This is a genomic window from Arthrobacter sp. fls2-241-R2A-200, assembly GCF_030209745.1.
Taxonomy (GTDB): Bacteria; Actinomycetota; Actinomycetes; order Actinomycetales; family Micrococcaceae; genus Arthrobacter.
Genome location: NZ_JARVRJ010000009.1, coordinates 462074 through 476590, shown reverse-complemented (window position 1 = coordinate 476590; position 14517 = coordinate 462074). Strand labels below are relative to the sequence as shown.

At 63.2% G+C, this 14517-nt stretch carries 13 protein-coding genes; 10 read left to right on the top strand and 3 right to left on the bottom strand.

Annotation, left to right across the window (positions count from 1 at the left end; translation table 11 throughout):
- Positions 1-154 precede the first annotated feature (154 nt).
- The 3 genes from QRN42_RS12345 to QRN42_RS12335 form a co-directional block, all read right to left on the bottom strand.
- Positions 155-988 (bottom strand): alpha/beta fold hydrolase, encoded by an 834-nt coding sequence (locus tag QRN42_RS12345; protein ID WP_284979435.1) that lies wholly within the window; start codon positions 986-988, stop codon positions 155-157.
- A 63-nt stretch (positions 989-1051) separates the two neighbouring features.
- Complete coding sequence (locus QRN42_RS12340; RefSeq protein WP_284979434.1) at positions 1052-1900, bottom strand: alpha/beta fold hydrolase; 849 nt, start codon at positions 1898-1900, stop codon at positions 1052-1054.
- Between the two features lie 9 nt (positions 1901-1909).
- Entirely contained in the window at positions 1910-2806 is an 897-nt protein-coding gene (locus QRN42_RS12335; protein ID WP_284979433.1) for an alpha/beta fold hydrolase, read from the bottom strand.
- A 57-nt stretch (positions 2807-2863) separates the two neighbouring features.
- Between QRN42_RS12335 and lysS the strand changes: the two genes are divergently transcribed.
- The 10 genes from lysS to dhaM all read left to right on the top strand — a co-directional run bounded on the left by lysS (position 2864) and on the right by dhaM (position 14492).
- On the top strand, positions 2864-4393 hold the full coding sequence (gene lysS, locus QRN42_RS12330; protein WP_284979432.1) for a lysine--tRNA ligase: 1530 nt from the start codon (positions 2864-2866) through the stop codon (positions 4391-4393).
- 2 nt (positions 4394-4395) lie between these two features.
- On the top strand, positions 4396-4569 hold the full coding sequence (locus tag QRN42_RS12325; protein WP_284979431.1) for a hypothetical protein: 174 nt from the start codon (positions 4396-4398) through the stop codon (positions 4567-4569).
- Between the two features lie 131 nt (positions 4570-4700).
- A complete protein-coding gene (locus QRN42_RS12320) occupies positions 4701-5027 on the top strand; it encodes a histone-like nucleoid-structuring protein Lsr2 (RefSeq protein WP_284977104.1) in 327 nt (108 codons plus the stop codon).
- 370 nt (positions 5028-5397) lie between these two features.
- Complete coding sequence (locus QRN42_RS12315) at positions 5398-7890, top strand: ATP-dependent Clp protease ATP-binding subunit (protein ID WP_284979430.1); 2493 nt, start codon at positions 5398-5400, stop codon at positions 7888-7890.
- A 107-nt stretch (positions 7891-7997) separates the two neighbouring features.
- Positions 7998-9203 carry a glycosyltransferase gene (locus tag QRN42_RS12310; protein WP_350224878.1) on the top strand — a complete coding sequence of 402 codons (1206 nt, stop codon included), beginning with the start codon at positions 7998-8000 and terminating at the stop codon, positions 9201-9203.
- A 97-nt stretch (positions 9204-9300) separates the two neighbouring features.
- Positions 9301-11445: a S9 family peptidase gene (locus QRN42_RS12305; protein ID WP_284979428.1), complete on the top strand. Its 2145-nt coding sequence runs from the start codon at positions 9301-9303 to the stop codon at positions 11443-11445.
- Between the two features lie 51 nt (positions 11446-11496).
- On the top strand, positions 11497-12006 hold the full coding sequence (locus QRN42_RS12300; RefSeq protein ID WP_284979427.1) for an amino-acid N-acetyltransferase: 510 nt from the start codon (positions 11497-11499) through the stop codon (positions 12004-12006).
- A gap of 118 nt (positions 12007-12124) precedes the next feature.
- Positions 12125-13126 (top strand): dihydroxyacetone kinase subunit DhaK, encoded by a 1002-nt coding sequence (dhaK, locus tag QRN42_RS12295; RefSeq protein ID WP_284979426.1) that lies wholly within the window; start codon positions 12125-12127, stop codon positions 13124-13126.
- Positions 13127-13128: 2 nt separating this feature from the next.
- A complete protein-coding gene (gene dhaL / locus QRN42_RS12290) occupies positions 13129-13785 on the top strand; it encodes a dihydroxyacetone kinase subunit DhaL (protein ID WP_284979425.1) in 657 nt (218 codons plus the stop codon).
- Complete coding sequence (dhaM, locus tag QRN42_RS12285; protein WP_284979424.1) at positions 13782-14492, top strand: dihydroxyacetone kinase phosphoryl donor subunit DhaM; 711 nt, start codon at positions 13782-13784, stop codon at positions 14490-14492. The genes dhaL and dhaM overlap by 4 nt, the downstream gene beginning before the upstream one ends.
- Positions 14493-14517 lie beyond the last annotated feature (25 nt).

Below are 14517 nucleotides of genomic sequence, written 5' to 3'. Positions count from 1 at the left end.
AGCGCCGATGGTACTGCACCCGGGAGGGTGTGGGAGAGTAGGACACCGCCGGACAACCATTCAACCGGAGAGCCCCGACCACACGGTCGGGGCTCCCCGCATTTAACACCCAGAACACAACCCAGGGCCATCAGCGCCCCAGGCAGCACCGAACCTAGCCCGAGAAGAACTCGGATAGCTCCGTGATCAGCTTGTCAGGGGCCTTGTTCGGCCCGTCGTGCCCGAAGCCCGGGAGGATGGTGTAGCTGGACCCGGACAGGACATCGTGGATCTGGCCGCAGGCGACGCCAAAATATGCCGGGCTCTTTTCGCCCACCACGATCAAGGTTTCCAGGGGGAGCTCCAAGAAGGGCTCTGCAGGCATGTCCGCGGCTATGACAGCCTTGATCTCACGGACGCCGCAGGTCATCAGCTCCCGCATCTGCTTGCCCAATGGCGTACCCGCAGCAAGCTTCGTTGCCAGGGTCAACATAGACAGCGGCATGCGCGCGAAAGCGCCGCCGGTTTCGACGCCCTTGATCAGCACGGCGAGGCCACGATCGTAGTCTCCAGCCGCCGTCGCCCGTTCATATTCGGGCGTCCAGTCGGCCTTGACGCTGTGATTGACGGATACTGCGGGGTCGTAGACCGCGAGCCGTTCCACGGGCAGCGTACGGGCTGCATGGAGTGCCACGGCGCCACCGAAGCTGTGCCCGAAGACGTCTGTGCTGGAGGTGTGCTTCATCACCGCGTCCAAGTCGCGGATATCGGCTTCAAGGGTGTAATCCTCGGCCTGTGGGGATGAATCACCGCGGCCGCGACGGTTGAAAGTGTGGACTGGCCGGCCGAGCGCTGTGCTGAGTTTCTGCGCGAAACGCGTGTAATCGGCAGCCGTAACTACGGAGGCCGGCACAACGACGACGCCGGAACCTTTCGTTGCCAGCTCACCACCGGTGGTGAGTACTTCGAGGTGTCCGCCGTCCGGGGTGATGATGATGTCGCGCGTCATGACTTGAGCCTATCGGAGCCACCTGACTGCCGACAGCCGCCCCGCTCCTATGTATATAACCGGTCAGCCCCTGAAGTAGTCCGAAATGTCCGAGACAAGTTCCTTGACCGCTGCCGGAACGGATCCGTGGAAGCCTTTGGGCGATACTTCCAAGGTGCTCCCCGGGACGGCGCGGTTCAGCCGGGCGGCGGTGACTTTGTAATACTCCGGGCTCTTCTTGCCCACCATAAAATGCGTGCCGCGCGGAAGGACGGAGAAGTCAGTGCCGGAAGCTTCGAAAGCGGCCTGCAGTTCGCCGACGCCGGACGGCAGCAGTTCACGGAAGACCTTATTGACCTTGGTGCGGGAAACCACCGCCATTAGCCCGGCCAGAACCGGCTCGGGGACGCGGGCAAGGGCCGTCCCAGGGTTCATGCCACGTTTCATTCGGACCATGGCGCGGTTGATGTCGCCCTTGTTGACCGCGTCGGCAAAACCTTTCAACCAGTCCGTGTCCATACTTCCGTCGATGTTCACCGCGGCGTCGTACACGGCGAGCTTCTCCGGTTGGTGACGCGTGCCGGCAAACACGTGCGCAGCGTTCAATGCCACGGAACCGCCGAGGCTGTGGCCCAGGATGTTCCGTGCTCCGGTGGCGTCCATGATGGTGCGCACATCCGCAATCTCGGTTGCCATGGAGTAGTTGTGGGGTTGGTCCGTTGACTTTCCGCGGCCCCGGCGATCGTAGACGTCTACGGCCCAATCGTTCCCTAGTCCTTTGGCCAGGGCCACGGAGAACGGCCGGTAGATGAGCGCGGTGAGGAACGCGCCTCCCACGATCACGACCCGTCGATCGCCGGGTGCGTGTTGGGCGCCGTAGCTGTATAGGGCAAGCCTGCCGCCGTCGTGCGTCTTGATCTCGCGTTCCTTCACCGGAACATCTTAGGTGGCTGCGGCGGCTTCTCCAGGGATGCGGTTCCCGGACAGGAACCGGGCCACACGTACGGCCAGGCGCCTCCCCGGGCGCAGCGGGCCTTCATGAAACTGGAACGGAACGATGGCCAACTCGATGGCTGGCACCGCCGCGGCCAAGGCTCGGCCCGTTTCGGCGAAATATGCCGGGCTCCAGCCGCCGCTCAGCATCAGGGTGGGGGTGGTAAGGCTCATGAAATCCTCCAGCGTCCCGTCGGCGGCGAGGACTGCGCGCATCTCGACGACGGCGGTAGGCAGCAACGACCGCATCTCCAAACCCAGCCGCGTCCGTGCCGAGAGGACACTGAGCGTCCTCAGAGCACCCATCGGCAGGTATGAAATGGGACCAGCGGTTCCGAGGCCTTGCACGAGGTGCGCCCACGCATCGTCTAGCTGCCCCGCGGTGACAGCAGCCTCCAACTCGGGGCGCCAACGGCCGCTGAGGCTTCCGGCGAGGGACACCGCAGCGTCGTAGGTGACCAGCCGGCTGATCTTGCCGCGGCGGGCGGCCTGTAAGCCCACGAAACCGCCATAACTATGGCCAATCACGTCCGTGGACCCTGTCTTGTCCATCACTGCGTGCAGATCGGCGATCTCGGTCTCCACGGAATATCCGTGCGGCTGCGGTGCGGAATGGCCACGGCCCCGCCGGTTGTAGGTGTGGACGGGGCGCTCCAGGAGGAGGCTCATGGTGCGCGCGAACGGCCAGTAAAGGGAATCAGTCACCAACGTGCCGTGGACAAGCACGACGCCGGGCGGTTCAGTCGGTGCCTTGGAACCCGGAAGGGAAGCACCTGACGCAGCACGGAACGTGTGCACTTCGAGGTGGCCACCGCCGTCGTCCGTTTCAACTGTCCATGTCTCCACAGGGTGAGTCTATGCCCGGGAAATCAGGGCTCGTAATCACCGGTAAACTTAAGGACTGTGACTTCCGCAAACACCGCCGCCCCCAGCACTTCCGCAGAGCCCCTCGATGCCAGCGAACAAATGCGCATCCGCATGGACAAGCGTGCCAAGCTGCTTGCCCGCGGCTCGGAGGCCTACCCGGTGGCTGTGGAGCGGACACACTCCCTCAGTAAAATCCGCGAAAAGTATGCGCACCTTGAGGCTGACGAAACAACCGGCGACGTCGTAGGCGTCACCGGCCGCGTCGTGTTCGTGCGCAACACCGGCAAGCTGTGCTTCGCCACCCTTCAGGAAGGTGGGGTTGACGGCAAGGGAGTGCGCCTCCAGGCAATGCTGAGCCTGGCCAACATCGGTGAGGAATCCCTGGCCGATTGGAAGGCCCTGGTAGACCTTGGCGATCACGTCTTTATCAAGGGCGAGGTTATTTCCTCCCGCCGAGGCGAACTCTCTGTCATGGCCGACTCGTGGTCCATGGCTTCAAAGGCGCTCCGCCCGCTTCCTGTGCTGCATGCCGAGCTGAACGAGGAAACGCGGGTCCGGCAGCGTTATGTGGATTTGATGGTCCGCGAAGAAGCGCGCGAAATGGTCTACAAGCGGGCTGCGATTACGCGCTCGGTGCGGGACACCTTGGACCGCCACGGGTATGTGGAGGTTGAGACGCCCATCCTGCAGTTGGTTCACGGCGGCGCCACGGCCCGGCCCTTCGAGACCCACATGAACGCCTTCGACCAGAAAATGACGCTCCGCATTGCCACGGAACTATTCCTCAAGCGGGCCGTGGTGGGCGGGATTGACCGCGTCTATGACATGGGCAGGGTTTTCCGTAATGAGGGCGTGGACTCCACGCACAGCCCCGAATTCACCACCCTTGAATGCTATGAAGCGTGGGCGGACCAGTTCGTCATGGCCGAGCGTATGAAGGAAATCATCCTGAACGTGGCCGACGTCGTTGGTACCCGAACCATCCAAACTGAGTCCGGTGAAATAAACCTCGACGGCGAATGGGCTTGGGTTTCCGTGTACCCGAGTCTCTCCGAAGCCGTGGGCCAGGAAATAACGCCTGACACCACGGTGGAGGAGTTGGTGGCCCTCGCTGCCAAACACCAAGTCAAGGTGGACTCCAAGTGGGATGCCGAGAAGCTCGTGGTTGAGTTGTTTGGCGAGATTGTGGAACCGACGCTGCTCAACCCCACCTTTGTTTATGACTACCCGCCGTCCGCCCAGCCCCTGGCCCGCCCGCACCGGGAAGACGGGCGCTTGATCGAGGCGTGGGACTTGATCATCGGCGGTATGGAGCGCGGTACGGCATTCTCCGAGCTGATCGACCCCGTGATCCAGCGTGAACGCCTTACCGAGCAGTCGCGGCGTTCGGCCGCAGGAGATGACGAGGCCATGCAGTTGGATGAAGACTTCCTGCGTGCTCTCGAGTACGGGGCGCCGCCAATGGGGGGTATCGGGTTGGGCATCGACCGCTTGGTCATGCTGTTCACCGGTGCGGGCATCCGTGAAACCATATTGTTCCCCTTGTTGAAGCCCGAAGGACATTGATCATGGATTACATCGCAGTTCTGGCGCCCTCAGTGGTGGTTGGATTGATCTTCTGGTTCGCCATGAAGTCGATCTTCAATGCCGACAAATCCGAACGCCAAGCCGAGGCACGGGCGCAAGCTGAAGCCGATTTGGGAAATTCCGGCCCAGCGCCGCAGGGCCCCGCCACTAAATAGCCCCAAAATTCACAAGGGCCTTAACGGGAATCCAAATGTGCCTTTGACGTGTGCCGTGGGCGTGAACGATAATCAGAAATACGGAGTCGGGGAATTTCTGATTATCCAACCCTCCAAAAGAGAGGCTACTCATGGCACAGAAAGTAAAAATCATCCTCGTCGATGACCTGGATGAAGGGGACGCGGACGAAACGGTCCGCTTCGGCTTGGACGGCGTGAGCTACGAAATGGATCTGTCCACCGCCAACGCTGCATCATTGCGCCAGGCTTTGGAACCCTTCGTTGCCAAGGCCAGGAAGACATCCTCCGGCCGTGCCACGCGCGGCCGTGCGACCACTCCGCGCAATCAGGATTCCGCGCAGATCAGGCAATGGGCCCGTGATAACGGCTACACGGTCAACAGTCGCGGACGTATTCAGGCTGAAATTCAGGAAGCCTACCAAAAGGCAAATTCCTGATTCACCGCATGAAGGCTCGGCACACAGTGCCGGGGCTTTCGGCTTTAACTTCCAAAAGCGCGTTGCCGCTCGTCGCCAACCTAGGAATTTCCTGTGAATCCCGGTGCTCGCCACCGATGAATTGCTCCTATATAGGGTGACGTTAGGCCTGTAGGAGCCATCCGAATGCGATTTGGGAATGGCCCGGGCGTGACAGGCGGGCGTCGGTGTAACCCGGCGCCCGAGGATGCCACCACCCGCCGTCCGGGGTCAAGGCCTCCAGCGCGATTTATTCCAGCGCCGGCCCATGTTTCCCCTGTGGCGAACACGCCCCAAAAGTGCTGCTCCTCCACGTAGAGTCAAAGTACGTCGTAGCTAGGAGTGTGGCGAAATGTTTGAGAGATTTACGGACCGTGCCCGTCGCGTGGTCGTTCTTGCCCAAGAAGAGGCACGGATGCTCAACCACAATTACATCGGTACCGAGCACATCCTCTTGGGTCTGATCCACGAGGGTGAAGGCGTTGCAGCCAAAGCGCTCGAGTCCCTGAGCATTTCGCTCGATGGTGTTCGGGAGCAGGTACAGGAGATTATCGGCCAGGGCCAGCAGGCTCCATCCGGTCACATCCCCTTCACCCCCCGCGCCAAGAAGGTGCTGGAGCTCTCGCTCCGCGAAGCACTGCAGCTCGGCCACAACTACATCGGAACTGAGCACATCCTGCTCGGCTTGATTCGCGAAGGCGAAGGCGTGGCAGCCCAGGTGCTGGTCAAGCTCGGTGCAGACCTCAACAGGGTCCGCCAGCAGGTTATCCAGCTGCTCTCCGGCTACCAGGGCAAGGAGACCGCAGGCAGCGGCTCCGGCCAGGGCCAGCCGGAAGGTACCCCTGCCGGTTCAGTGGTGCTTGACCAGTTCGGACGCAACCTGACCCAGGCTGCCCGCGAGAACAAGCTCGATCCTGTGATCGGCCGCGAGCAGGAGATGGAGCGGGTCATGCAGGTCCTGTCCCGTCGCACCAAGAACAACCCTGTGTTGATTGGTGAACCCGGCGTGGGTAAGACAGCCGTCGTCGAAGGCCTCGCCCAGGCGATCGTCCGCGGTGATGTCCCTGAGACCATCAAGGACAAGCAGCTTTACACGCTTGACCTCGGTTCGCTGGTTGCCGGTTCCCGGTACCGCGGGGACTTCGAAGAACGCCTCAAGAAGGTCCTCAAGGAAATCCGCACCCGTGGCGACATCATCCTGTTCATCGACGAGATCCACACCCTCGTTGGTGCCGGTGCTGCCGAAGGCGCCATCGATGCTGCGTCCATCCTGAAGCCAATGCTTGCCCGCGGTGAACTCCAGACCATTGGTGCCACCACCTTGGATGAGTACCGCAAGCACATCGAAAAGGACGCTGCACTGGAGCGTCGTTTCCAGCCGATCCAGGTCAAGGAGCCCTCCGTCGCCCACGCGATCGAGATCCTCAAGGGCCTGCGGGACCGTTACGAGGCACACCACCGCGTAACGATTACCGACGGCGCCCTCGCCTCAGCCGCGCAGCTGGCCGAACGCTATATCTCGGACCGCTTCCTGCCAGACAAGGCAATCGACCTGATCGATGAAGCCGGTGCACGGCTGCGCATCCGTCGCATGACTGCTCCGCCGGAGCTCAAGGCCATGGATGAGCGCATTGCGGACGTCAAAATGGAGAAAGAATCCGCCATTGACGCCCAGGACTTCGAAGGTGCTGCCTCGCTGCGCGACAAAGAGCAGAAGCTCATTGCCGAGCGCGCCGAGAAGGAGCGCAACTGGAAGTCCGGCGGCATGGACGACATTTCCGAGGTTGACGAGGACCTGATCGCTGAAGTTCTTGCGAACTCCACGGGCATCCCGGTCTTCAAGCTCACCGAGGAAGAGTCCTCTCGCCTGCTCAAGATGGAAGACGAACTGCACAAGCGCGTCGTCGGCCAGGACGAAGCCATCAAGGCGCTGTCCCAGGCTATCCGCCGCACCCGTGCAGGCCTGAAGGACCCCAAGCGTCCCGGTGGCTCGTTCATCTTCGCCGGCCCCACCGGCGTCGGCAAGACCGAGCTCGCCAAGGCACTTGCCGAATTCCTGTTCGGTGAAGAGGACGCCCTCATCACCCTGGACATGTCCGAGTACTCCGAGAAGCACACGGTTTCGCGTCTCTTCGGTGCTCCTCCGGGCTATGTTGGCTACGAAGAAGGTGGCCAGCTGACCGAGAAGGTCCGCAGGCGTCCGTTCTCCGTGGTCCTGTTCGATGAAGTTGAGAAGGCCCACGCGGACCTCTTCAACTCCCTGCTGCAGATTCTGGAAGACGGCCGCCTGACCGACTCCCAGGGCCGCGTGGTGGACTTCAAGAACACTGTGATCATCATGACCACCAACCTTGGTACCCGCGATATCTCCAAGAGCGTGGCCACTGGTTTCCAGTCCGGCACGGACACCCAGACCGGTTACAACCGGATGCGGGCCCGGGTCACGGAAGAGCTGAAGCAGCACTTCCGCCCTGAGTTCCTCAACCGCGTTGACGACGTCGTGGTGTTCCCGCAGCTGACCCAGGACGAGATCATCGAGATCGTGGACATGTTCGTGACCCGCTTGGAGCGTCGCCTCAAGGACAAGGACATGGGCATCGAGCTCACCACGGCCGCCAAGGTCCTCTTGGCTACCCGCGGTTACGATCCCGCAATGGGTGCACGGCCGCTGCGCCGTACCATCCAGCGCGAGATCGAGGACCAGTTGTCCGAGAAGATCCTGTTCGGCGAGATCCACGCCGGTGACATCGTGGTAGTGGATGTGGACGGCGAAGGGGACGACGCCAAGTTCACGTTCGCTGGCAACGCTAAGCCGCGCATCCCGGAGATCGCTCCCACCGCGTAGGCATAACCGCATCAGCACGGCGCCCCGTCTATTCCGCGAGGAATGGGCGGGGCGTTTGCGTTGGTGGTTCTAATCCACTATCGAAGTGAGGGTCAATGCGGGTGCTCATGGCTGCGCCGGGGACACGGGGTGATGTTGCGCCCATGGCCGGCCTGGGAAGCCGCCTCCAGGCCTCGGGCTATGAGGTGGCCATTGCCGCTAACCCTCCGTACGCCGGCTTGGTCCTGCAGTCGGGATGTGAGTTCAGGCCGTTACCTGGTGACCTGGCTGAACTGATCAGGCACCCCAGGCCCGGGGCAAAAGAATCCCCAACGGACTTGCTGACTTTCTGGGGCAAGCTCGGCGACTACATGGATCACGCGGCGAATGGGACGCTGGCCGCCGTGGAGGCGGGCACTGATGTGATCATGGCCAATTCAGTGTCGCCCTATGCTTACGACATTGCTGAGGCCTTCGGAATTCCGGTCCTCGGCGCCCACTTGCAGCCCACGGAACCAAGCGCGGCCTACCCGCCCGTGCTTATGGGCTTGGGCAGGAGTTTGGGCGCGGCAGGCAACAAGATCATCGGTGAACGCGCCGCTGCGGGCCCCGCACCTTACGACGCCCCCAGTGCGCGAATGCGTAAAGCCTTGGGACTCAAGAAACAAAGCCGAGCGGCTGCCGAGCGCCGCCGCAGGAACGCCCGAGCCACGATCCTCTATGGCATCAGCCCCACCGTCCTGCCGCGCCCAGCGGATTGGCACCCGGGCTTGGTCATGGCCGGCTACTGGTGGCCCGCCACGGACCACCGCTGGCGGCCGTCCCCGAATCTGGTCGACTTCCTTGCTGATGGCCCGCCCGCGGTCTTCGTCGGCTTTGGAAGCAGCGCGGACATGGATCCCGGTTTTATCCTCGAGGCCACCCGACGGGCGGGGGTGAGGGCAGTGGTGCAGGGTGTGGATGAGGTGCTGGGTGACGACGCGATCGGCGTCGGACATGTCCCGCACGATTGGCTTTTCCCGCGCATGGCAGCCGTGATTCATCACGCAGGGGCCGGAACGACGGCGGCCGGCTTGCGTTCGGGGGTGGCGACTGTGGGCGTCCCGGTCTACACGGATCAACCGCTGTGGGCCTCCAGGGTTGCGGATCTGGGTGCTGGCCCGGCACCGATTCCCTATAAAAAACTCACTCCGGAGCGCCTTGGTGAGGCTATCAACCGGGCCGTCACCACGCCGTCGTACACCGCTGAAGCCAGGCAACTTGCAAAAAGGATCGCGGCAGAAGACGGTACCGTCGCAGTGCTCAAAGCCCTCCGCAACCTCCCATCCAAGTAGCAAGCCCAGCCCACGTGAAGCGGAATATCTGAAAGTACTGTTTCACTCTGAGTGAACCGCGCTGTGATTGAAGCCACAATGAGTGTTGAATCTGAGCATGGAACCTGCTGATAACCCTGCCGCGGACCGCATCCCCGAAACGCCTTTCCACGACATGGACTACTACCTGTCCATCCCAAGGGTCAGCGGCCTGACACTCAGTCCGGACGGCAAGCGCCTGGTTACCACCATGACCACCCTGAATGGCAAAGGAACCGAGTTTTCCACCGCGCTGTGGGAGGTGGACCCTTCCGGCAAAAACCGGGCACGACGGATCACCCGCAGTTCCAAGGGCGAGGCAGGCGCGGTCTTCGCATCAACCGGGGACCTCTACTTCACGTCCTCCCGCGCCGATCCCGAAGGCCCCGATCCCGAAAACCGCCAAGCCGACCCCGTGAACGGATTGTGGCTCCTGCCCTTCGACGGTGGAGAAGCACGGGTGGTCCACTCCCGGTCCGGCGGCATCAGTTCCGTCCTGGCCGCCAGAGCCGCCGACACCATCTTCGTCATCGCCCCGGTGCTCGCCGGATCAACCGATGAAGAAAACGACGAGGAACGCCGCAAAATCCGCAAGGATCACAAAGTCTCTGCCATCCTGCACACCGGATACCCGGTGCGCTTTTGGGACGCTGACCTGGGCCCCGCCGAGCCGCGGCTCTTCGCTGTTGAAGCCGGCGAAGCGATGGAGCCAGGCAAACCGTCCACCGTGGACAACACCGCGCCGCTCCGGCTCCGCAACCTGACACCCGGCGTCGGGGGTTCCTTACGCGAGGCAAAGACCGTTGTGAGCCCCGATGGCAGGAGCATCTACACGAGCATGGCAAAAGCGCTCGCCAAGGCGGACAGTCGGCAGGTGCTGGCCGCCGTCGACGTCGCTAGCGGCGCAGTCAAGGTGCTCCTTGACCACGAAGGCATGAATTACTTCCCCGGGCCCGTCAGCCCGGACAACCAGTGGCTGGTGGTGGAGAGCGAAAGTGACACGACGCCAACCCAGGCGCCGCAGGTGAAGCTGCACTTGCTCCGCGTTGCGGGCGGTGAGGCGGCAGGGACCGACACCGGAGACGCCAACGCCACCTTGGTCCCGCTAGCGCACCAATGGGACCGCTGGCCCAGCGCGCTCGCATGGCTCCCGGACGGCAGTGCCATCCTGGCCACCGCGGACGACGACGGCGCGTCGCCGGTTTTCCGGGTAGACGTCACCGACGGCGGGGTAACGCGGATAACGGACGACGCTGCAGCGTATTCCAACGTCCTGATTTCGCCCGACGGAACGACGGCCTATGCGCTGCGCAGCTCGTACGAGTTCCCCCCGGAGGCGGTTCGGATCGACCTCGCCAGCGGTGCGGTCTCCCGTTTGCAGGGGCCCGTGGAGCGCCCCGCGTACCCAGGCAAGCTCGAGCGTGTGGAAACCACGGCCGAGGACGGTTCCCGCGTGCCCGCGTACCTTGCCCTTCCCGAAGGGGCCTCCGCGGAGAAGCCGGCACCCCTCCTGCTGTGGATCCATGGCGGGCCGTTGGGGTCTTGGAATGCGTGGACGTGGCGTTGGAACCCGTGGCTCCTTGTGGCCAAGGGGTACGCGGTACTGCTACCCGATCCTGCCCTCTCCACAGGGTACGGCCAGGACTTCATCCAGCGAGGGTGGGGGGAGTGGGGCAAGAAGCCGTTTACCGACCTCATGGCGATAACCGACGCTGTGGTGGCACGGGCCGACGTCGACGAGACCCGGACTGCCGCGATGGGCGGGTCATTCGGTGGTTACATGGCCAACTGGGTCGCCGGGCAAACGGATCGGTTCAAGGCGATCGTCACCCACGCCAGCCTGTGGGCCCTTGACCAGTTCGGTCCCACTACGGACGCCGCCCAGTACTGGCTCAAGGAAATGACCACGGACATGGCACTGGAGAACTCGCCGCACCTGAACGTGGCCAAGATCAAAACCCCCATGCTCGTGATCCATGGTGACAAGGACTACCGGGTACCCATCGGGGAAGGTCTTCGGCTTTGGTATGAGCTCCTGTCCTCCTCGCAACTGCCTGCTGACGAGAACGGGCAGGGCCCGCACCGTTTCCTGTACTTCCCGGATGAGAATCACTGGGTGCTGCAGCCGCAACATGCCAAAGTCTGGTACGGCGTCGTCGAGCACTTTTTGGCCAAGCAGGTGCTGGGTGAGGATGTGCCCCTGCCAGAGGAACTGGGCTTGTAACACCAAGAGGCGGAGGCCGGGCGGTAGCGTCAGCGTCGTTAGTATGGGGTTGTGAATCCGACCTTCAGCCTCCGCCCTGCCCGCACCAGCGACGTGGCGGCCATCAAGAGGCTCGTGGCTCCCCTCGCCGAACAGCGGATTCTGATGGCCAAGGAAACCGTGGCTTACTACGAGAGCCTCCAGGAGTTCCGAATCGCCGAATCGTCCGAAGGCGAAGTCATTGGCTGCGGGGCGCTCCACGTCATGTGGGAGGACCTTGCCGAAATCCGGACCTTGGCAGCAGCTGATTCCTGGCGCGGACGGGGTGTGGGGCACGTCCTGGTGGAGGACCTGCTGGCCGCGGCCAAAGCGATCGGAGTAAGCCGGGTTTTCTGCCTGACGTTCGAGGTCGATTTCTTCAAGCGCCACGGCTTCGAGGTCATGGCGGACCAGTCCGCGGTGGATCCCCAGGTGTACTCAGAACTGCTGCGCTCGCACGATGAAGGCGTGGCGGAGTTCCTGGACTTGGCCCGCGTGAAGCCGAACACCTTAGGCAATACCCGGATGATCAGGGAGCTCTAGCTTCAGGCCCTGTCGGTTATATCTCCGGCGTGGTTCTTCGATGCGCTCAGGCCTACCGTGGCCCCCACTGCCAGTAGTAGGGTCAGAGCACTAGCCGCAGCATGCCCAGGAGCATCACATGAAAAAGCTCATCAATGATCCCCGCGCAGTGGTGGACGAGTCCGTCGAAGGTTTCGGGATGGCACACGCCGACATCGTCACCGTCCACGCTGATCCCAAATTCGTTGTCCGAAAGGCTGCGCCGGTAGCGGGCAAAGTTGCCCTGGTGTCCGGTGGAGGCAGTGGGCACGAACCCCTGCACGCCGGGTTCGTTGGCCTCGGAATGCTCGATGCCGCTGTGCCCGGCGCAGTCTTCACCTCACCTACCCCGGACCAGATCATTCCAGCCACCGTCGCAGTGGACGCCGGCGCCGGCGTCGTGCATATCGTGAAGAACTACACCGGTGACGTCCTGAACTTCGAAACTGCAGCCGAGATGGCACAAGCGGAAGGCGTGCGTGTCCGTTCCGTGCTGGTCAACGACGACGTCGCGGTGGAGGATTCGCTGTACACGGCAGGACGCCGTGGGGTGGGCGGAACTGTACTGGTGGAGAAGATTGCGGGTGCCTCCGCCCAACGCGGCGATGACCTCGACGCCGTCACAGCGATCGCTGAGCGTGTGGTGGCCAACGTGCGGACAATGGGTGTGGCGCTGTCCGGCTGCACCGTTCCCCACGCCGGCACACCCAGCTTTGAACTCGCTGACGACGAAATCGAAATTGGAATCGGCATCCATGGGGAACCGGGACGGCACCGCATCGCCATGGAAAGCGCGGACGCTATCACCGACCGCCTGCTGGAACCGGTCCTGGAGGACCTCGGCCTCTCCTCGGGGGACAAAGTACTCCTGTTCGTCAACGGGATGGGTGGAACGCCGCAGAGCGAGCTATACATCGTGTATCGGCGCGCGGCGCAGGTCCTCGCTGAGCGCGGGGCCACTGTGGAGCGCTCGCTGGTGGGGAATTACGTCACCTCCCTCGAGATGCAGGGATGCTCGGTCTCCGTGTTGCGCCTCGATGACGAGATGACAAGGCTCTGGGACGCTCCGGTGCACACCGCCGCGCTGCGTTGGGGCGCATAAACATGGGGCTCGGTGTCGAATGGGCTGTTGACTGGTTGAAGCTTTCGGCGAAAGCGATGGCTGAACACCGTGTGGAACTGATTGAGATGGACCGCGCCATCGGGGACTCGGACCACGGCGAGAACATGGACCGCGGTTTCCAAGCTGTGGTGCAGAAGCTCGAAGAAGCCCCGCCGGAGACCCCCGGTGCCGCCCTGAAGGTTGCTGCGATGACCCTGATGTCAAAAGTGGGTGGCGCAGCCGGACCTTTGTACGGCACCGCGTACCTCCGGGCAGCTACCTCGCTGGGGGATCTCACGGACGTTGATGCCGGGGCGATGGCCGAGGCACTTGCCGCCGCTCGCGACGGCGTGGTGGCCCGCGGCAAGGCGGAACCGGGCGACAAGACCATGATTGATGCATGGACACCAGCCGTGGATGCGGCTCGCAATGCCGCGGCAACCGGAGGTCCCCTGGACGTCCTGGAAGCAGCAGCCCAAGCCGCGGAGGCTGGCGCCACGGCGACCGATCCCCTGGTGGCGCGTAAGGGCCGGGCCAGTTACTTGGGTGAGCGGAGCGCCGGGCATCGTGACCCTGGGGCAGCCTCCAGTGCGCTGATTCTGCGGGCGGCCGTGGACGCAGCGAGCTCGCCCGGCAGCGCGGGGACGGGCCCCGAATGACCGTAGGCATCGTGATTGTCTCACACAGCAGCAAGATCGCTGAGGGCGCGGTGGAACTGGCTGCCCAGATGGCGCCCGACGTCGGCCTCGTCGCCGCCGGGGGCACCGACGATGACCGCATCGGAACCAGCTTGGAGAAGGTGCTGGCCGCCGTCGAGCAGTCACTGGTTGATTCCGGCGGGGATGGCGTGGTGGTGATGACCGATCTGGGTTCCGCGGTGATGACGGCGGAGTCTGCTGCGGAGTTCGCCAGCGACCCTGACGCGGTACGCCTTGCCGACGCGCCCTTGGTGGAGGGACTCGTGGCTGCCGCCGTCGCTGCCCAGGGAGGAGCCGGTGCCGAGGAGGTCCGCCAGGCTGCGGAGGCGACCGGTTTTGGCTCCCATGGGTCGGTGCCGCGGCCGGGCTCGGCGGATGAGCCAGGCATCGACAAGCCCGGCGTCGACGAACCTGACGCGAGCGGTGATTTCATGCTCATCAACCCCCTTGGTATGCACGCCAGGCCGGCCGCGAAAATTGCCGGCGGTTTGGCTGGCCTGGATGCGGACGTAACGGTCAATGGAGTGGACGGCGTGTCCGTCATGTCCCTCATGTCCCTTGGCGTCGGCAAAGGCTCTTCGCTGCATGTTGAGGCGCGGGGAAAGGATGCGTTAAAGGCTGTGGGGTACGTCGAACAGCTGGTTGCTGACGGCTTCGGCGAGCTGTAATTTTGGGGGTTTCCAGTCCAAACGT

Coding starts and splice junctions, on each gene's coding strand:
- QRN42_RS12345 (WP_284979435.1), bottom strand. CDS start 988: ATGACGCGCGACATCATCATCACCCCGGACGGCGGACACCTCGAAGTA.
- QRN42_RS12325 (WP_284979431.1), top strand. CDS start 4,396: ATGGATTACATCGCAGTTCTGGCGCCCTCAGTGGTGGTTGGATTGATC.
- QRN42_RS12320 (WP_284977104.1), top strand. CDS start 4,701: ATGGCACAGAAAGTAAAAATCATCCTCGTCGATGACCTGGATGAAGGG.
- QRN42_RS12315 (WP_284979430.1), top strand. CDS start 5,398: ATGTTTGAGAGATTTACGGACCGTGCCCGTCGCGTGGTCGTTCTTGCC.
- QRN42_RS12310 (WP_350224878.1), top strand. CDS start 7,998: ATGGCTGCGCCGGGGACACGGGGTGATGTTGCGCCCATGGCCGGCCTG.
- QRN42_RS12305 (WP_284979428.1), top strand. CDS start 9,301: ATGGAACCTGCTGATAACCCTGCCGCGGACCGCATCCCCGAAACGCCT.
- dhaK (WP_284979426.1), top strand. CDS start 12,125: ATGAAAAAGCTCATCAATGATCCCCGCGCAGTGGTGGACGAGTCCGTC.
- dhaL (WP_284979425.1), top strand. CDS start 13,129: ATGGGGCTCGGTGTCGAATGGGCTGTTGACTGGTTGAAGCTTTCGGCG.
- dhaM (WP_284979424.1), top strand. CDS start 13,782: ATGACCGTAGGCATCGTGATTGTCTCACACAGCAGCAAGATCGCTGAG.